Here is a 17,448-nt window from a genome sequence, read left to right as displayed (position 1 = left end):
ATAACAATAAAAACACCATGACACTCAAGGGGAAGTCAAAAGCGGAAGCGGCACTTCCGATACGGAAAAGCAAGCGGAAATACCAAGGCGGAAACGATTCCGCACACCGGAAAATGAAGAATGGAATAATTGAAATGGCGACATTGACCCGCAACTCAGCAACAACCTCCGCGATTGCCCTGCTGCTATTTTGTACAGTTTCAGGCTCCTCGGTGTTGGCCCAAGCCGTCTCGGAACCAGCCGTTGCAACGGTTGAAGCTCAGATAGAAAATCAAGTGTCAGATGCAATAAGAGGAGAAGTCAGCCGGGCAGCGAAACAGCACCAGTGGCCAACCGAACAAGCTGAAATGTTACTCCGATTGCCTAGCGGCAGCCACCGGATGGAGAAATGTGCCTCTCCCCTGAAAATTGAACGGACAGACAGACGCCGTTACCCAGCAGGGCGATTACGGTTTGCTGTCAGTTGTCATCAGCCAACAGCATGGCAACTGACGGTACAAGCCGATGTCAGTATTACCGTCCCTGTTGCTTTCGCGGTACGTACGTTGCGTAAAGACGAAATAGTCACCGCCGATGATATCGTCTTAAAACCAACTGACATCGCGTCTATCAACCGAGAATTCTTTGCCACCTCGCAAGATTTTATCGGCCTGCGCGCCCTCAGGCAGATCCGCCGCGATCAGCAACTCTCCCCTTCTCACCTGAGCCCAGCCTACCTGGTTTCAGCCGGTGACAAAGTGATCATTCAAGCCGACAATGGACACTTTAGCGCCAATATGTCAGGCGTTGCGCTAGAAGGCGGGTATTCCGGACAGCAAATACGGGTAAGAAACACCAGCTCAGGCAAGGTGATCAAAGCCGCTATCGCTAAGCCCGGACTGGTCACCACGCTTTTTTAAATTGATTTAATCAAGCGGCTTGGTTGGTCGTTTAACCTTAGTATCGGAGAAGAAGTCAGGAGATATGCCATGATCGAGTCAACCAAAGCAAGTTTGCAGTTAGCCACTGCAATCCAAAATCAACCGAAGAAAACACCTGAAGCGGCCAGTAATGAAGTATCAACTTCACCAGCGCCGATCGCTTCAGTGAAAAAGCCCAGTGCTGATGTCAGCCCGCAAGCACAAAGCATGGATACCTTACAGCAAGAGCTTAAGCGTATCCCTGATGTCGATATGGTTAAGGTCAATGAAATCCGTACCTTACTGGCCAGCGGCAATTACGAAGTCGATCTTGATGGACTGGCTGCCAGCATCCGCGGTGCCCACAGCCGCGACTGATTGTTTAAGACCACATTTAACATCACGTTTAACACCCCCGGAAGTTAAATACCATGAACCAAAAATCAGCGTCAGTCATCAAGAGCTTCATTCAAGATATCCAACATGATCTGGCTGATTACCAGCAGCTTCATCAACTATTGAAGGTGCAGCATCATAATATGCTGCATCGCAATGGCGAAAAACTCACCGCGATGGCGGAGTCCCATCAGCATTTACTGCAACAATTACAGCAACGCGCTGATCAACGGACGTGGACACTCAACCAACTTGGTATGGATAACTCCCCCGACAGTGTCAATCGCCTGATCTCCGCCCTTCCAGCCCAGTATCGCCAGCCTGTCGATCAAAAATGGACACTGCTCAAGAGCCTGGTTCATACCTGTATGGCACAAAACGAGCGCAACAGTCGCTTGTTAATGATGCAGCAAGACATCCTCACTCAGGTACTGCATCAAGACAATGATGCCACCTACCAGCCAGCGTAATACCTACATAAATATTTGATCAGTCTTGCAGGTTAAAATCGCGGTTCTCTGCGTTAGATATTTTGTAATTAGAGCGACTAGTTACTGCAATATTGGCCTTGATAACAACAATTTTTACAGTGCAAATACTTGATCAACGACTTATCCAGATTGGTATAACTCTCAAACCATCGACTATTCTGTCACTTAAGCCCAATAGAAAACGCCGCAGTGAGTACTGCGGCGTTTTTGTTTGCTTTGCCAATAAAAATTAGAAAGTGGGCCGGATAAACCGTTGCATGGCCATTTCATCCATCAGCTTTTGCTCGCTCTTGGCAGCAAGCCTGTCATGATGCTGGCGACGTTTCTCTATTACACTCTCCAAGCTTTTAACCTTCACATGCAGCTGGACAACATGCTGCTTAAGGCTTACCTGCTCAGCCTGGGACAATGCGAGCGTTTGTGTTTGGATTTCAGTTAAGTGCTTGAGGTGATCACGAATAGCAAAGCGGTTAGTCCACGCCAATGCCGTTTCACCAGCAACCACTTGGCAAGAATCGTAAAGTGCATCCAACTGTTCTAGTTTTTCGAGATGATTGGCGCAATCTTGCTGTTTCTGTTGGAACTGCTGTCCCAACTTTTCCAGCTCTCCCTGTCTGATTTGGCGAAACCGATCTAATGCCTTTGATTGCTTAGCCAAGGTTTAGCTCCTGTATCAATTGGCTCATTTGTCGATCAACTGTTCCCCAATCCGCTTGCTCGTCCATTTCTTGTTGCAGGAAAGCCACCAGTTTAGGGTGAGCAAGTACCGCTTGATCCATTTCCGGATCATTACCCGGCTGATAACCACCCAGTGGGATCAATTCGCGAACCTCCTGATAACGGCTGTACAGTTGCTTAAAGCGCATGGCATGACGTAACTGATCTTTCGTGACCACCTGCGGCATGGTACGTGAAATAGATTGGGAAATATCAATGGCTGGATAATGGCCGGCTTCTGCCAACTGGCGATTCAAAACCACGTGACCATCGAGAATAGCCCGTGCACTGTCAGCGATGGGATCTTGCTGATCATCCCCTTCCGTTAACACCGTATAGATGGCACTCATGCTACCCTGCTCCGAGGCACTGTTACCAGCCCGCTCAACCAGTTGCGGTAACATACTAAATACCGAAGGCGGATAACCTTTGGTCGCAGGTGGCTCACCCAGTGCCAGAGCGATCTCCCGCTGCGCCATGGCAAAGCGGGTTAGGGAGTCCATTAACAACAGCACATCCTTGCCTTGGTCACGGTAATATTCCGCCACCCGATGGCAAAGCTGAGAAGCACGCAGACGCATCAGAGGCGATTCATCAGCCGGAGCTGCTATCACGACCGCCCGTGCCAAACCCTCAGGTCCCAAGGAGTGTTCAATAAACTCCTTCACTTCACGACCACGCTCACCAATCAAGCCCACCACCACGACATCGGCACTGGTTTGACGGGTGATCATACCAAGCAAAACACTTTTACCCACGCCACTACCGGCAAAAAGGCCAATTCGCTGGCCTTTACCTAGGGTCAACAAGCTGTTGATAGCCCTGATCCCGACATCCAGCGCCCCATCAATCGGCCGCCTTGCCATCGGGTTGATGTTTTCACTCTCAAGGCTGATATCATCCTGACCTAGCACCGGACCCAAGCGGTCTAAAGGCTCACCGAGGCCATTGAGCACCCGACCAAGCCATTGTGGACCAATACGGATCAGGCTCTCGCCTTCGAGTGGCCAAACTTTGGCTCCAGAGAATAGACCCGACGCATTACTGACAGGCATCAAATAAGCAACCTCACGATTAAAGCCCACGGTCTGTGCTTCAATCTTGGTGCCATTCCCCGTTTCAACCAGACATCGCTGTCCAGTAAGCAGCCTGCAACCGACAGCTTCTAACATCAATCCAGTGACTTTCACCAACCGCCCGGTGACTTTCGCCACCGGGACTGAGTCGAGAGAGGCCAATGCTTGCTCTAGCCGGTAATCAATTACGTTATTCATGATGCCTGCTTGATCGCCCCATCATGCTCTTCAGCATTAACTTCTAGTACGACTTGCTCATCAAGCAGGTGACCTTTCACCGCAGACATACAAGTATCAAGGCGCTGTTCGCAGCCAGCATCCGCTTCGGCATTTTTAGTTACAACCCGACATTCGCCTTGACGCAGGGTGTCGTCACAAACAATGTTCCATTCATCAATTTTATCGCTGGCCACTTTCTCGAGGTGAGTAAATTCCTCACTGGCCATTTTGACTTTTAGGCCAACAGGCTCACCGGGCAGGTTATCAAGTGTTTCTTCAACCAAAGCCAGGATTTGCTGAGGCTGGAGAGCCAGCTCACAACGGATCACCTGCTGAGCGACTTTCTGCACCAGTTCGCACACCTGCTCTCGCTGGCGACGCTCGTGTTCAGAAAACAACTCAGCCATCTGCTGGTGCATTTGGGCAAAGGGCTGGGTTGCTTTAACAAACTGTGCCTTGCCCTCTTCGATCCCCTGTGCGATCCCTTGATCCCGGCCTTGCTGCACACCTTGATCGAAGCCTTGCTGCTGGCCCTGTTCAATCCCCTGCTGCAATCCTTCCTCGTGGCCACGGGTCATACCCTGTTGAAAGCCTTGGTTAAACTGAGCTTGAACGTCTTCTTGCTGAGCTGATTCGGCAGAGGCATCGAGTATTGCATCTCCTTCAATACCGGTCATCAGGCGGGCATCCTCATTCAGCTCATCGAGCCCGAAGTCATCCAGCGCCAAATTATCGAAACCGAATTCATCCCCTCCAAGCTCATCACCCATCAAAAGTCCGTCATCCAGACTGTTGTCGAACCCATCACCAAACGCCGTGCCTGCATGGTTACGGGCTGATGCTGCAGAGTGCGCTTTCGTCGACGGGGCTAAGCTTGATGGGTCAACCAACGGCGGAAAACGATGGCTGCGAAACTGGCTTGCTTGCAAGCGCATGATTTTATTTCGTCTAAACATCTCTATTCCACCGTGGTCTCTTGATATAGCTGCAGGCTAATCACTTTGGATTCATTCAGATCACGAACATAGTCCATGATTTCCGAGCGAGCTTCTTGTACCTGACGTAATGACACTTTACCCAACTGGGATATTTCACTTTCCATCGATTGCTGCATACGGCGTGGCAAGACAGTTAGCAATGCCTTGCGCATTGCCGGTTCGGCCCCTTTCAATGCCATTGCCAGCAAATCGGTTGGGATTTCTTCCAGAATACGCAAACGCACCGCTTCTGGCTGACGAGTAAGGATAGAAAACTCGTACATCTTGTTCTTAAGGCGCTCGGCCAGTTCTGTATCGTGCTCTTCAAGGGCGGTCATCAGGCTCAATTGATCACCGTTGAAACGGTTGATGATGTCAGCAACCTGCTTCTCACCTTCAATCACCGCTCCCGAATTTTCAGCCAGGAATTCAATACAACGGTCAACCAAATCTTGCAGTTCCAGCGCTACGTCACGGCTGACTTCTGTTAACACCGCAATTCGGCGCAAAACATCTTTCTGCTCATCCTGCGATAGCTCGGCCAACACCTGAGAGGCAATATCCGGCGGTAGAAAAGCAATAAAGACGGCCTGCATCTGAATGTGTTCATTCATCAAGAATTTGGCAAGTTGCTTGGGCTCAATCCACTGCAGCCGCTGCATCGTGGTGCGGATCTCATCACCATAGATTGTATCCAGCAGGTTACGGGCCAAGCGTCCCCCCAATGCTTTATCCAAAGTACGCTGCAAAAACGGGCGCGATGCCCCGCTGATCCCCGATTGGGCACGGAACTCTTCAAAGAACCCTTGCAATACAAAACGCGCTTCAATACTGCGGATCGCCGGTTGCTGGGCCATCGCGTGGCTGACTTTAAGCAGTTCATCCCGCGACATATGCCGCATCACCTGTGAGGCAGATTCTTCGCCCATGCTGAGCAGCAAAATCGCGGTTTGCTCCATCGGTTCCAGCAGCACTTCACCGTCTGCCAAATGGCTAAAATTATTTAGACTCATTGCTATTCACCCACTTCTTGATTACTTCTGCGACGCGTTCTGGCTCAACTTCGGTGAGCTTTTGCAAGTGCTTCACCTGTACCTCCAACTCCGATCCCGGTGGTGGCAGTGTCGATAAATCAAATTCGCTCTCTCCAGCAGACTGCGGAGCACTGTCCTCATCCACCATACCGCCTTGGGCAATGGAGTCGAGTAATGCATCGGCTAGGTCCTGCTCACTACCGATAGGGGTATTCGTGCTTGCAGACTTGAATTCACGGGCTGAATCGACAGCAGGCATCTCATCGCTAGGCATCATTGCAGCCCCGGCAGGTGCGGTTGCCAATGCCGTCGTCACTGGTGCAGGACGCTGCAACGCCTTAACCAATGGGCGTAAAACAAAGATAATGAATGACAAACCCAGCAGGGTGTAAACACCGTATTTTGCCAGCAACAACAGTTGCTGATCGTGCCACCACGGGGTATCAACCGGCGCAGCGTCTATCGCACGGGCAAAATTAAATGCATGCAGGCTGAACTGATCTCCTCGCTCAGCGACATATCCAACAGAATCTTTAACCATTTGAGCTACTTGCTCCAATTGTGCTTGTTGCCAACCTTGTTCATGAACATCATCGTTAAGCAACACTGAGACAGATAACATTTCGATCCCACCTTGGGCGTGGCGGGTATGGCGAACCTTACGACCCACATCATATTGGCGGCTAAGCTCAGCGCGCTCATTGCGGGTTTCATTGTTGGTGGTCCCTTCTTCCCCAGTCGGCTGGTTGCTCAGTGCACCCGGGATCCCCATCGCCAACTGACCTTGGGTGTTATCCTGCTTAGTAAACTCAGTACGCAACACAGGATCACTGTCGACAGATTCATGGGTCTCTTCGATTTGGTCGAAGTTCAGCGTCGCCGCGACTTGAACCCGGAAGTTTCCAACCCCCAACAATGGTGCCAGCATATCGCCAGCACGGCGTACGATGTCACGTTCCACCCGCTGTTGCAGCTCATGGAAACGCACATTGACCTGAGATTGCTGCCCCATGGCCAAGTCAGCGCTAAGCAGATTACCGTACTGATCGACCACCGATATCGCATCGACCGCCATACCGGTAATACTGCCACTGACCAAATTAACAATGGCTTCCACCTGAGACTGGTCGAGCTGCATGCCCGGCTCCAACTCCAGCATCACAGCTGCCGATGGTTTTTCTTCGTTAATACCAACAAACAAAGTACGGTTAGGAATAGCCAGGTGAACCCGAGCATGGTTCACCGAACGGATAGCCAGAATGGTTCGAGCCAACTCCCCTTCCAGCCCCTGACGGTAACGGGCATTTTCAATAAACTGGCTGGTGCCAAGGCCCGTACTACGGTCAAGGATTTCTAGCCCTTCAGGCAGTTTCGCCTTCACTCCACGGGCAGCAAGGACGATCCTTGCATCCGCCAAACGGTTGGCGGGAACGAGGATCTGACCTGACTGGCTATCGAGCTGAAACTGGATTTTTTCCTGCTCTAATACCGATAAAATCTCACTGTTATCGTAACGTTCCTGGGTACCATAAAGAGGCTTGTACGGGCTCGTCTGGGTCCACATCACCACCACGATAAATAGCGACACCAGCAGAGCAAGCGCCGTTATCAGTGCTACGTTCTTATACTTGCCATCTAATCGCGTTTGGATTTTGTTTTTGTATGACAGCCATTTGCTTGATGCTGTCTGTTCTGGGTTTTCAGCTACTGTTGTACTCATTTTCTTCTCACTACAGAGGCATCTTCAGTACATCGTCATAGGCGGCCAAGAGCTTGTTCCTTACCTGTGTCAATGCTGAAAAAGAAATACTGGCTTTCTGGCTGGCGACCATCGCGCCAACCAAATCATCGGAACGACCGGCATCCACATCAGCCGTCAGTTGGTGGGCTGTGTGCTGCTGGTTATCAATCCGACGCACGGCTTGTTGCATGGCAGTCTGAAAGTTACCGGTTGAGGGATGCGAGAGGTTAACCGCGACTTGAGTGCCACTCTGCGCCTGTTCGCGCATCACGGCCATACGCTGTAACATCTCGTTTTGCATCATTGAGGTTTGATTCGACATAACGTCCGTCCTTTTCCTTATGCCGCAGTGCCAGATTGGTGAATATAAGAGTCGATGTTGATCCCCTGCTCACGCATGGCGGCAATCTTGTAGCGCAATGCGCGAGTCGACATCCCCAAGGCTTCTGCTGTGTGATTACGTTTGCCATTGAAGCGAGCTAACGTGTCGAGAATAAATTGGTGCTCGGCATTCTTACGGCTTTGCTTAAGGGCTTGCTTGGCATCTTCAACCACCTCGGTGATTGCCCCTTCCACCATGGTACTCAACATATCGTTGAGCATGAGATCCTGGACCGTGATCCAATGGCCATGGCGCATCACTAACGCCCGCTGGATTGTGTTTTCCAACTCACGGATATTACCCGGCCAGCTGTAGTGCAGCAGCACCTGTTGCGCTTCTTCCGATAGGCTGCAAGAGTCAGTGCAACCGGCATTGAGTTTGCGAATAAAGTGATTTGCAAGAGGCAAAATGTCTTCTTTGCGATCACGCAGCGGTGGCCACTGTAGTGGCAAAACATCCAAGCGGTAATAAAGATCTTGGCGGAAACGCCGTTCCGCAACAGCCTGCTGCAAATCAACATTGGTCGCAGCAATAATACGAATATCCAAGGCAATCGAACGATGACTACCTAGGCGTTCAACCTGACGCTCCTGCAACACGCGCAACAATTTAGCCTGCAGAGCCGGCGGCATCTCACCAATTTCATCGAGCAACAGGGTGCCACCGTTAGCTTCTTCGAACTTACCGGCTTGACTTTGGGTTGCGCCGGTAAATGCCCCTTTGTTGTGACCAAACAACACAGCTTCTAACATGCTTTCAGGGATCGCGGCACAGTTAATCGCGACAAATGGCCCTTCACTGCGTGGCGAGTTATCGTGAACATATCGCGCTAGAACTTCCTTGCCAGTACCAGACTCACCAGTGATCAGTACGGTTGCATCCGTCTGAGCAGCACGGTGGGCCATTTGCAGCACTTGCAGGCTACGACGGCTGGAAGCCACGACTTCACGTTTTGGCGATTGTACGGTCTGGTTACGCTGCATTAGCGCAGTAATTTGTTCTGGCTGATAGGGCTGTAATAAATAGTCATCAGCGCCAGCTTGCATGGCATCGCTGGCCAGTTTGCTTTGCTGATAATCAACAATTGCGACCACCGTCCCCTTTATGGCTATCTGCTTGGCCCGACGAATAGTCGACAGCATGTCCATATCTGTCAGGTTGTCAGCCACAAACAATAAGCTATCCGGCTGCTGACGCAATTTCATCAAGGCATCTGCAGCGGTGGAGGCATTACGAACCGTGTATCCCTCTGCACTCAAGGTTTTGATAGCTGCCGCTGCTTGGATAAGGCAACGGTGAGCAAAAATCACATCGCTGGATGTCATGCTCCCTCCCTGACCAAACGTAGCTGTACCCGGCGGTTTTGCTGGTTGGCATCTATGCTCGTACCCTGGTGGATGGGATAACGCTGACCATGAGCGCGAAGTTGAATGAGATCACGACGAATGCCCAAAGCGACCAGTTCATCAGCAACGGCTTGAGCACGCTGGCGCGAAAGCCATAGATTATCTAACGATGTCCCGGTGAGATCGGTATGACCATCAATGAGTAGTGCACTGATCCCTTGGTCGTAGCGGATATAACGGGCAATATCACTGAGCATTTGGCTTTGTTCAGCGCTCATCCGGCTATCACTGCTGGCAAACAGGAAGGTATTGTCTTTCGCTTGCTCATACCCGACTGGCAGCATTTGCGCCAAACATGATTTGAACGCCTGATAAGACGGAGCAAAACTAACCGCAGGAATATCCCAGCTTTTTATTTCTTGATGCTGGTTATAGCTGACCGAGATTTGTCCCCATGCCCCTTTTTCCATTTCATTAAGTAGATAATGGAGCGATTCCGTTCCTTCAAAAATCAGCCCATGTTGACCATTCCCTCGGCCTTGCAACAGTTTGCGCATGGGCTTATCTTGCTCCCACGGCGAATAATTGACGCTCAACGATATATTATCGACAAAATATGGTCGTTGGCTGCTAGTAAAGGAAAACAAATATGGCTGAGCCGAGTTTGCAATAAACGCAACACTGCCATCGAACTTAAGATCCTTTGTTAATTTACAAGAAAAGCGATCTCCTGAGAATTGCCAATCTACTTTATCTAAAGGCGCTAAGATAGGTTTTGCTTGTGCGCTCGTTGATAAAAAAACTAACAAAGAAAGCACTGCGGTTGATTTGATTGCTTTCATATTAAACAAATTGCCTAACTGGTAATAATTATTTTCACTCTCGTACAAATAAACAACGAGAATAACAACATCTGCAAGCACATCTTTGTTAGCGATAAATATTTTTATATGCAACAAGACACAACTATTATTATATTTGTCAATAAAGCAAGACATTGCGGCTGGATATTAGGCAGCATTTAATTGATTTACTAGACAGTAATTTACGACATTTAATTTAATTGGCTTAAGATCACATTTTTATATTTAGTTACAAACAGGCGGAATTAACACAAATAAAACACCCCAAGCAAGCCCACCCCCAAATAGAAACAAAAACAACACAAATCAGTAGAAAAAACATGCACTCACGCACACTTTCAAGACAAGGGGAAATTCGCTCGCATTAACTTCTTGAATGATTTTGTGATCTTGATTCACCAAATAACTGGATTTTCATTTAAAAAATTTAATTTGCAGAAATATGACATCTATTTATATGCATTTGAACTATTCGACTAATACTGTTAGAAATAGTCGCCGTAAAGATACAAGCAAATAATTGAGCTTATTCAGCAATTCAGTTTAACTTTTATATCTTCGGGATTAATAATGAAACCGAGCATTAGCAAAAATAAAATCAAACCGAGGAATATACATAGTTCAAAAAATGTATTTCCTATCGACATTCGTTCATTAGGAAGACCATTGAATGCTGCTCAGCAGTCTTTATCCTCCTATATTTATCAAGCGGTGAAAGCACTAGAAAAAATGCTGAACAATATGACTCGCCGCGCAGATTGCCATGTGAAACTGCTCAGTTATGGCTTAGAAGTCAGTTACCAAGAAATTAAAGATAGAGAGCCTATTTGCTTTACCCACAATCAATATGATGGTCAATGCCTAGTGAGTATTTCACAACCATTAACCCACCTTATTGCCGAAGCTTTCTATGGCGGTACACCGAACTTTTCTCACCAGAACGCAGCCGTGCCAGCAAACATTACAGGTGTTGTTACTGGAGAAGAGAGCCCGGATAAGGCGACCGATGCTACCTCTGCCCCAGAAAATAAGATTCCGCTGATGAACGCCAGTGAAAAGCGCGTTCAAGCCAGACTTGCCGCTACCTTGCTGAATCAAATCAGCCACCAATGGCAAGTTTCAACCGAACACCCAGCATTTAACAATGGCGTACTGCATGCCAAATTCGCGATCCAAATCGAAGATAGCCATGGCGAAATCCACCTCCATCTCGATGATGACCTGTTGCTACAGCTGACCGCGCAGGACGTTGTCACCCAGATTGATCCTGCGAAAGTCGATAGCTTGAGGGATATGCACCTCAAACAGGTTCCACTTAGCCTCAATGCGGTGTTGAGCCGCCAAACCCTGACCTTAGACCAAGTTATCAACTTAAACGTTGGTGACATCATTTCTACCGAAATCCAAGAAGTTGTCGATGTAAATGCAGGCACGCTACCGCTGTATCAGGCCCATGTTGTAGAGCGTAACGGTCACCTTGTATTGCAAGTTATCGATAACATTACTCCTCAGGAGCGACACTGATTATGAACGAACAAAACATCCAACACCTTCTTGATGGCGATCTGAATATCGACGCCGATGTCGCAGATATTTTCGATACCCCTACGGCATCGGACACATTGGACAACGCGACAAACACAGCACAAAAATCACGAGACCTTGGCTTTTTCCGCCAAATTCCAGTGACCGTTACCTTAGAAGTAGCCAGCACGGATATTGCTTTGGGTGAGCTGTTAACTATTGGCCCTAATTCAGTGATTGAACTGGACAAGCTCAATGGCGAACCGCTGGATGTAAAAGTCAACGGTCGCCTGCTTGGCCATGCTGAAGTCGTGGTAATCAACGACAAGTATGGTCTGCGCCTTACTGACATTGCCGAAGATGCATTGCATGACGTTACCGCATAAAAAAACGATGCCTAGCTGGCTGAAGTTCCTTCCTCTCGTGGCATTAATGCTTGGCTTTTCCGGCCAAGCATTAGCGGATCAGGGGATCGCATTTATGTCGGTCTTTGACGGTGATAGTAACCAGGAATATTCGGTTAAAGTTCAGATTTTGCTGCTGATGACGGCGCTGAGCTTTTTACCGTCGATGCTGTTGATGATGACCAGCTTCACCCGGATCATCGTGGTGCTGGCAATTCTCCGTCAAGCTATGGGCTTACAGCAAAGTCCACCTAACCGGATTCTGATCGGTATTGGCCTTACCTTGACCATGCTACTAATGAAGCCGGTCTGGGATCCTATCTATACCGATGCCTACGTGCCTTATGAGACAGGGGAGATCACTCTACAGCAGGCAGTCGCCACTGCGGAGAAACCAATACGAGCCTTCATGCTGACGCAAACCTATGAAAACTCCCTCGAGCAGATGTTGCGCATTGCTGGCGATCCGCTCGATCTCGAACCCGAAGAAATAAGCTTTGCTGTGCTGATGCCTGCATTTGTCCTCAGTGAGCTCAGGACCGCTTTTCAAATCGGCTTCATGCTATTCATTCCGTTTCTGATCATCGATATCGTGGTCGCCAGTGTATTGATGGCCATGGGTATGATGATGCTGTCACCGCTGATCATCTCGTTACCGTTTAAGCTGATGGTCTTTGTGATGGTCGATGGCTGGACCATGACGGTCGGTAGCCTAACCGCCAGCTTTGGAGGCTTGTGATGGGCATTGAAGCGACGGCGAGTCTTTATGCTGATGCGATCTATATGATTATCTCCATGGTCGTCATCTTGATTGGTCCAAGTCTGCTGGTCGGCCTGTTGGTAGCGATATTCCAGGCCACCACCCAAATCAATGAACAAACGATGAGTTTTCTACCCCGACTACTCACAACTCTGTTGATGTTGATTTTTGCCGGTCCTTGGTTGCTGCGTAACATTAGCGATTTTTTCACCACACTGTTCCATACGATTGCCAATGTCGTTAGCTGATAGCCTGGTCAACCTCACCTTTGCCGAGATCACGGCGATGGCCGGCCAGTTATGGTGGCCATTTTTTCGTATCTCGGCAGCCTTCATGACCATGCCCTTTTTGGGCAACGCGCATATCAACAATCGCACCCGGCTGCTGTTAGCATTATCCATCTCACTGGTTTGCGCCCCGTTACTGCCGCCAATGCCAGCGGTTGATCCCGTCTCTCTCAAAGCGTTGGTACTGGCCGGAGAGCAAATCATTATCGGTGCCCTGCTCGGTATGTGTTTGCAGTTCCTGTTCGCGGCCATGGCCATGGTCGGCCAAATCATGTCGATGCAAATGGGTTTGGGGATGGCGATGATGAACGATCCCGCCAACGGGGTAACCGTTGCCCTGCTGGGTAACTACTTTCTGATGTTCACCACCTTGCTGTTCCTTGCCTTGGATGGTCACCTTGTGGCTGTCGATATTGTGATCCAGAGCTTTGGTCGCTACCCCGTCGGCGGTGGCTTCGACGAAGTCTCTTTTGCCCGCTTGATTGACTTGTTTAGCTGGATGATGACCGCAGCAGTCACTATCGCTCTGCCAACCATTGCCGCTATGCTCACCGTCAACCTGACTTTCGGGGTAATGAACCGTGCAGCTCCTTCATTGAACGTGTTTGCCTTGGGCTTTCCGATGTCGATGATGCTCGGGCTATGTGCCGTCTTATTATCAACCTCTGGCTTGCCAGGGATCTATGCCGAGCTTTGCCACCAAATTTTGACCGAGATGCGACTGATGGGAGGATACTGACATGTCTCAGCAGCAAAGCAGCCAAGATAAAAGCGAAAAGCCCAGTCCCCAGAAACTGCGCAAAGCCAAACGTGAAGGCCAAGTCGCCCGCTCCAAGGAATTCGTGGTCGGCGTACTGTTTATCACTATTGCAATGTTCCTTTGGGCCTATGGCCACTTCCTCGGCGAGCAAGCCGAGAAGCTGTTTACCATAAACTACCAGCTCAGTGCCGCCGAGCTCAAAGAGCCCGATATCATGGCCCGCAAGCTCGCTGAGAGTGTACGCTTGCTGGCCGGCATTTTTGTCCCGATGGCCATGGTGTTGATCATCATGACCATCCTAGCTTCAATGGTTCCAGGCGGTTGGGTTATGTCGCTCAAACCTATCCAGCCAAAACTCAGTAAAATCAGCCCGCTCGCTGGCCTAAAACGGCTTTTTTCCATCAAGTCACTGGTTGAACTGCTCAAGTCCATCCTTAAGATAGCTCTGCTTTCATCCGTATTGTATGTACTGCTCGATAATAATCTCACCACCTTGATTGCCGCCCAGCGAGCACCTTTCGAGCAAGGTATGGGGATCACCCTTAGCCATATCATCAAAGCGCTGATCTATTTCGGTGTCGTTGTCCTGCTGATCGGTTTGATTGATATGCCCTACCAGCTATGGAACCACACCAAAGAGCTGAAGATGACCAAGCAGGAAGTGAAGGACGAGCACAAGAACAGCGAAGGTCGTCCAGAGGTCAAGCAGCGGGTCAGGCAAATTCAGCAACAGATGTCTCGCCGCCGAATTGATAATTCAGTTCCGACCGCTGATGTCATTCTGACCAACCCGACTCACTATGCTGTCGCGCTCAAGTATGATCTGAGCCGAGCCGGCGCTCCTTTCGTCGTTGCTAAAGGGGAAGACGAAATGGCTTTCCACATCAAGGCGATTGCCAAAAAACACAACATTGAGGTGATGAACCTGCCGCCACTGGCGCGTGCGATTTATTTCAATACCCGTGTCGATCAGGAAATACCGGGACCGCTGTTTGTCGCCGTGGCCCACGTATTAACATACGTAATGCAGCTCAAGGCCTATAAAGAGGGCAATAAAGAGAAACCTCAGCCTTTGCCAAGCTTTGCGATCCCCAAGCATTTATTAACTAAAAAATAGCTAACCGATACCAGCAACACCACTGATTACTCTCAACCAACAATGATTACAACAAGCACCGTCAACTTTGAGCTAGAAGTCCTATGAAAGCGAAACTGCAACAACTGTTTCCGAACCTGACCACCAGCTATTTTGGGATTCCCATTATGCTGTTGGCAATCCTTGCCATGGTCATCTTACCCTTGCCGCCGTGGCTGCTCGATGGCCTGTTCATTTTCAATATCGTACTGGCCGTCATTGTGCTGCTGGTTGCGGTATCGAGCAAACGACCACTAGATTTTTCGGTCTTTCCAACTATCTTGCTAGTCGCTACCTTGATGCGACTGACCCTCAATGTCGCCTCTACCCGGGTGGTATTGCTCAATGGTCACCTCGGTGGTGACTCTGCCGGTAAGGTAATCCAGGCCTTTGGTGATGTGGTTGTCGGTGGTAACTACTTCGTCGGTATTGTCGTTTTCGTCATTCTGATGATCATCAACTTTGTGGTGATCACCAAAGGTGGCGAACGTATCTCGGAAGTATCGGCTCGTTTTACCCTTGATGCCCTGCCTGGTAAACAGATGGCAATTGATGCCGACTTGAATGCCGGCCTGATAGACCAAAACCAAGCCCGAACCCGCCGTGATGACGTAGCCCGAGAAGCGGATTTCTACGGCTCGATGGACGGTGCCTCAAAATTCGTCCGGGGTGATGCCATTGCCGGTTTGATGATCTTGGTCATCAATATCTTGGGCGGTATTACCATTGGTATGGTGCAACATGACTTAGCCGCCAGCGAGGCATTCCAGCGCTTCGCCCTGCTCACCATTGGTGATGGCTTGGTTGCCCAGATCCCATCCTTGCTACTGGCAACCGCTGCCGCCATTATTGTTACCCGGGTCAACGACAGCGGCGATATCTCTGTTGATGTCCACCGCCAGATGCTGGCTTCCACGACAACCTTGTTTACCGCCTCGGCCATCATGTTGATCATTGGCTTGGTGCCGGGTATGCCGCACCTTGCGTTCTTCATCTTTGCCGCCGTCTTAGCCTATGCCGGCTGGAAACAAAGACGGATTGAAAACGATCCCGAACCGCTCGAACAGGCTGAAGCTGTTGCCGAAGCGATTGCCCAAGACAACGCCCCAACCCTTGGCTGGAATGACGTTCCGGTGGTTAACCCTATTGCCCTCGAGCTGGGTTATCGATTAGTGAACTTGGTCGATAAAAACCAAGGGGAACCACTCGCGCAGCGGATCCGCGGGGTAAGGAAAACGATAACCGAACAGGTGGGCTTTTTGATCCCAGAAATCGCTATTCGCGATAATCTCAAGCTCAAACCAACTCAATATTCATTACTGCTCCATGGTGAGGTTATCTCACAAGGCGATATTGACCCTGAGCGCCTAATGGCCCTTGCCGTCGGTGAAGTGTATGGCCAACTCGATGGCGTACTCGGTAAAGATCCGGCCTACAACCTCGATGCGGTATGGATTGAACCAGCCAATAAACCCCAAGCACTTAATCAGGGCTACTCCGTGGTTGATGGCGCGACGGTGGTGGCGACTCATCTGAGCAAAATCATCAAGGAGCATCTCGCTGAGCTCTTCTGCCACGATGATGTCGAACGTTTGATGGAACGCTTAGGCGACTCGGCTCCAAAACTCATGGAAGCCCTCACCAACCAGCTAAACCACCAGCAGCAAATGCGCGTTTTCCGCCAACTTCTTATCGATCAGATGCCTATCAAAGACATCGCAAATATCGCTTCCATCATGGTTGAAAGTAGCGAAATCACCAAAGACCCGATCCTGATCGCTGCCGATGTGCGCTGTGGACTCAAGCGTTCGCTGACCAATAGCCTGGTTGGTTCAAGCAAAGATTTCAATATCTATACCCTGAGTGATAACCTCGAGAAAATGCTACTGACATCGTTGAGCAAAGCCCAACAAAGTGGCGGCCAAACAGCACTTGATAGCTTCCCTGTCGAGCCAACTCTGCTAGCCCAGCTGCAACAGAATATGCCCGCAGTCAAAGAGCAATTGAAGCAAAATGGCTTCAAACCCATCTTGCTGGTCACGCCGCAGCTAAGACCACTTCTGGCCCGTTACGCCCGCACCTTCGCCAAAGGACTGTTCGTGCTTTCGTACAACGAGATCCCTGAAGATAAAAATATCAATGTGCTTGGTCACTTGGGCTAAAAACTGCCATGCTCTCTGGACCGGATACATTGTGTATCCGGTCTTTCATTCGCTCCCCCCAAAGCGTAATTACGCAAGCTGACACTAAATTAAGTCAATAAAAATCCGACGAAACCACGATCTTGACACAAAAAGATAACACCGACTTTTTTCTTATCCATCAAACACTTCAACATAACAACACATTCTGTGTGCAACATCCCTATAAAGAACAACCATTCTCATGACATAACTATCCGCATTTATCACTTTACCCATGATAAAATTATGGTATA

General features: G+C 49.5%; 18 protein-coding genes. 10 read left to right on the top strand and 8 right to left on the bottom strand.

Annotated features, from left to right (window positions below):
- Positions 1–134 precede the first annotated feature (134 nt).
- The 3 genes from flgA to flgN all read left to right on the top strand — a co-directional run bounded on the left by flgA (position 135) and on the right by flgN (position 1,765).
- Positions 135–899, top strand: a complete 765-nt coding sequence (flgA, locus tag ACVA53_RS12205; RefSeq protein WP_446505247.1) for a flagellar basal body P-ring formation chaperone FlgA — start codon at positions 135–137, stop codon at positions 897–899.
- Between the two features lie 69 nt (positions 900–968).
- Positions 969–1,277, top strand: a complete 309-nt coding sequence (gene flgM / locus ACVA53_RS12200) for a flagellar biosynthesis anti-sigma factor FlgM (protein ID WP_446505246.1) — start codon at positions 969–971, stop codon at positions 1,275–1,277.
- Positions 1,278–1,330: 53 nt separating this feature from the next.
- A complete protein-coding gene (flgN, locus tag ACVA53_RS12195) occupies positions 1,331–1,765 on the top strand; it encodes a flagellar export chaperone FlgN (RefSeq protein WP_446505245.1) in 435 nt (144 codons plus the stop codon).
- Between the two features lie 250 nt (positions 1,766–2,015).
- Here the strand turns inward: flgN and fliJ are convergent, their stop codons facing one another.
- Genes fliJ through ACVA53_RS12155 form a run of 8 tightly spaced genes read right to left on the bottom strand, consistent with a single transcriptional unit; the run spans position 2,016 to position 10,120 of the window.
- On the bottom strand, positions 2,016–2,444 hold the full coding sequence (gene fliJ / locus ACVA53_RS12190) for a flagellar export protein FliJ (protein ID WP_446505244.1): 429 nt from the start codon (positions 2,442–2,444) through the stop codon (positions 2,016–2,018).
- Positions 2,437–3,777 (bottom strand): flagellar protein export ATPase FliI, encoded by a 1,341-nt coding sequence (gene fliI, locus ACVA53_RS12185; RefSeq protein ID WP_446505243.1) that lies wholly within the window; start codon positions 3,775–3,777, stop codon positions 2,437–2,439. The genes fliJ and fliI overlap by 8 nt, the downstream gene beginning before the upstream one ends.
- A complete protein-coding gene (gene fliH / locus ACVA53_RS12180; protein ID WP_446505242.1) occupies positions 3,774–4,754 on the bottom strand; it encodes a flagellar assembly protein FliH in 981 nt (326 codons plus the stop codon). The genes fliI and fliH overlap by 4 nt, the downstream gene beginning before the upstream one ends.
- A 2-nt stretch (positions 4,755–4,756) precedes the next feature.
- Positions 4,757–5,788, bottom strand: coding sequence for a FliG C-terminal domain-containing protein (locus ACVA53_RS12175; RefSeq protein ID WP_446505241.1), 1,032 nt, complete (start codon positions 5,786–5,788; stop codon positions 4,757–4,759).
- Positions 5,775–7,529 carry a flagellar basal-body MS-ring/collar protein FliF gene (gene fliF, locus ACVA53_RS12170; RefSeq protein WP_446505240.1) on the bottom strand — a complete coding sequence of 585 codons (1,755 nt, stop codon included), beginning with the start codon at positions 7,527–7,529 and terminating at the stop codon, positions 5,775–5,777. The genes ACVA53_RS12175 and fliF overlap by 14 nt, the downstream gene beginning before the upstream one ends.
- Positions 7,530–7,539: 10 nt before the next feature.
- Positions 7,540–7,872, bottom strand: a complete 333-nt coding sequence (gene fliE, locus ACVA53_RS12165) for a flagellar hook-basal body complex protein FliE (RefSeq protein ID WP_255041017.1) — start codon at positions 7,870–7,872, stop codon at positions 7,540–7,542.
- 17 nt (positions 7,873–7,889) lie between these two features.
- On the bottom strand, positions 7,890–9,257 hold the full coding sequence (locus ACVA53_RS12160) for a sigma-54-dependent transcriptional regulator (RefSeq protein ID WP_446505239.1): 1,368 nt from the start codon (positions 9,255–9,257) through the stop codon (positions 7,890–7,892).
- Positions 9,254–10,120: an OmpA family protein gene (locus ACVA53_RS12155; RefSeq protein ID WP_446505238.1), complete on the bottom strand. Its 867-nt coding sequence runs from the start codon at positions 10,118–10,120 to the stop codon at positions 9,254–9,256. Before ACVA53_RS12155 ends, ACVA53_RS12160 begins: the two co-directional genes overlap by 4 nt.
- A gap of 591 nt (positions 10,121–10,711) precedes the next feature.
- On the opposite strand from ACVA53_RS12155, the gene ACVA53_RS12150 reads away from it, so the two are divergent.
- The 7 genes from ACVA53_RS12150 (at position 10,712) to flhA (ending at position 17,173) form a co-directional block, all read left to right on the top strand.
- Entirely contained in the window at positions 10,712–11,665 is a 954-nt protein-coding gene (locus ACVA53_RS12150) for a FliM/FliN family flagellar motor switch protein (protein ID WP_446505237.1), read from the top strand.
- Positions 11,666–11,667: 2 nt separating this feature from the next.
- The gene (gene fliN, locus ACVA53_RS12145; RefSeq protein ID WP_255041013.1) at positions 11,668–12,051 is read left to right on the top strand and encodes a flagellar motor switch protein FliN; all 384 of its coding nucleotides are present in this window, start codon (positions 11,668–11,670) and stop codon (positions 12,049–12,051) included.
- A gap of 46 nt (positions 12,052–12,097) precedes the next feature.
- The gene (gene fliP, locus ACVA53_RS12140; RefSeq protein WP_446505279.1) at positions 12,098–12,808 is read left to right on the top strand and encodes a flagellar type III secretion system pore protein FliP; all 711 of its coding nucleotides are present in this window, start codon (positions 12,098–12,100) and stop codon (positions 12,806–12,808) included.
- Positions 12,808–13,077 carry a flagellar biosynthesis protein FliQ gene (gene fliQ, locus ACVA53_RS12135; protein ID WP_255041012.1) on the top strand — a complete coding sequence of 90 codons (270 nt, stop codon included), beginning with the start codon at positions 12,808–12,810 and terminating at the stop codon, positions 13,075–13,077. The genes fliP and fliQ overlap by 1 nt, the downstream gene beginning before the upstream one ends.
- Complete coding sequence (gene fliR, locus ACVA53_RS12130; RefSeq protein WP_255041011.1) at positions 13,064–13,855, top strand: flagellar biosynthetic protein FliR; 792 nt, start codon at positions 13,064–13,066, stop codon at positions 13,853–13,855. Before fliQ ends, fliR begins: the two co-directional genes overlap by 14 nt.
- Position 13,856: 1 nt before the next feature.
- Positions 13,857–14,993 (top strand): flagellar biosynthesis protein FlhB, encoded by a 1,137-nt coding sequence (gene flhB / locus ACVA53_RS12125; RefSeq protein WP_446505236.1) that lies wholly within the window; start codon positions 13,857–13,859, stop codon positions 14,991–14,993.
- Between the two features lie 83 nt (positions 14,994–15,076).
- Entirely contained in the window at positions 15,077–17,173 is a 2,097-nt protein-coding gene (gene flhA, locus ACVA53_RS12120) for a flagellar biosynthesis protein FlhA (RefSeq protein ID WP_446505235.1), read from the top strand.
- Positions 17,174–17,448 lie beyond the last annotated feature (275 nt).

Source organism: Photobacterium sp. DNB23_23_1, assembly GCF_052873815.1.
This window is presented reverse-complemented; position numbering and strand designations above follow the sequence as displayed.

Coding starts and splice junctions, on each gene's coding strand:
- ACVA53_RS12160 (WP_446505239.1), bottom strand. CDS start 9,257: ATGACATCCAGCGATGTGATTTTTGCTCACCGTTGCCTTATCCAAGCA.
- flhA (WP_446505235.1), top strand. CDS start 15,077: ATGAAAGCGAAACTGCAACAACTGTTTCCGAACCTGACCACCAGCTAT.
- fliI (WP_446505243.1), bottom strand. CDS start 3,777: ATGAATAACGTAATTGATTACCGGCTAGAGCAAGCATTGGCCTCTCTC.
- fliH (WP_446505242.1), bottom strand. CDS start 4,754: ATGTTTAGACGAAATAAAATCATGCGCTTGCAAGCAAGCCAGTTTCGC.
- fliN (WP_255041013.1), top strand. CDS start 11,668: ATGAACGAACAAAACATCCAACACCTTCTTGATGGCGATCTGAATATC.
- ACVA53_RS12175 (WP_446505241.1), bottom strand. CDS start 5,788: ATGAGTCTAAATAATTTTAGCCATTTGGCAGACGGTGAAGTGCTGCTG.
- fliR (WP_255041011.1), top strand. CDS start 13,064: ATGTCGTTAGCTGATAGCCTGGTCAACCTCACCTTTGCCGAGATCACG.
- flgN (WP_446505245.1), top strand. CDS start 1,331: ATGAACCAAAAATCAGCGTCAGTCATCAAGAGCTTCATTCAAGATATC.
- flgA (WP_446505247.1), top strand. CDS start 135: ATGGCGACATTGACCCGCAACTCAGCAACAACCTCCGCGATTGCCCTG.
- fliP (WP_446505279.1), top strand. CDS start 12,098: ATGCTTGGCTTTTCCGGCCAAGCATTAGCGGATCAGGGGATCGCATTT.
- flgM (WP_446505246.1), top strand. CDS start 969: ATGATCGAGTCAACCAAAGCAAGTTTGCAGTTAGCCACTGCAATCCAA.
- fliQ (WP_255041012.1), top strand. CDS start 12,808: ATGGGCATTGAAGCGACGGCGAGTCTTTATGCTGATGCGATCTATATG.
- fliE (WP_255041017.1), bottom strand. CDS start 7,872: ATGTCGAATCAAACCTCAATGATGCAAAACGAGATGTTACAGCGTATG.
- flhB (WP_446505236.1), top strand. CDS start 13,857: ATGTCTCAGCAGCAAAGCAGCCAAGATAAAAGCGAAAAGCCCAGTCCC.
- ACVA53_RS12155 (WP_446505238.1), bottom strand. CDS start 10,120: ATGAAAGCAATCAAATCAACCGCAGTGCTTTCTTTGTTAGTTTTTTTA.
- ACVA53_RS12150 (WP_446505237.1), top strand. CDS start 10,712: ATGAAACCGAGCATTAGCAAAAATAAAATCAAACCGAGGAATATACAT.
- fliF (WP_446505240.1), bottom strand. CDS start 7,529: ATGAGTACAACAGTAGCTGAAAACCCAGAACAGACAGCATCAAGCAAA.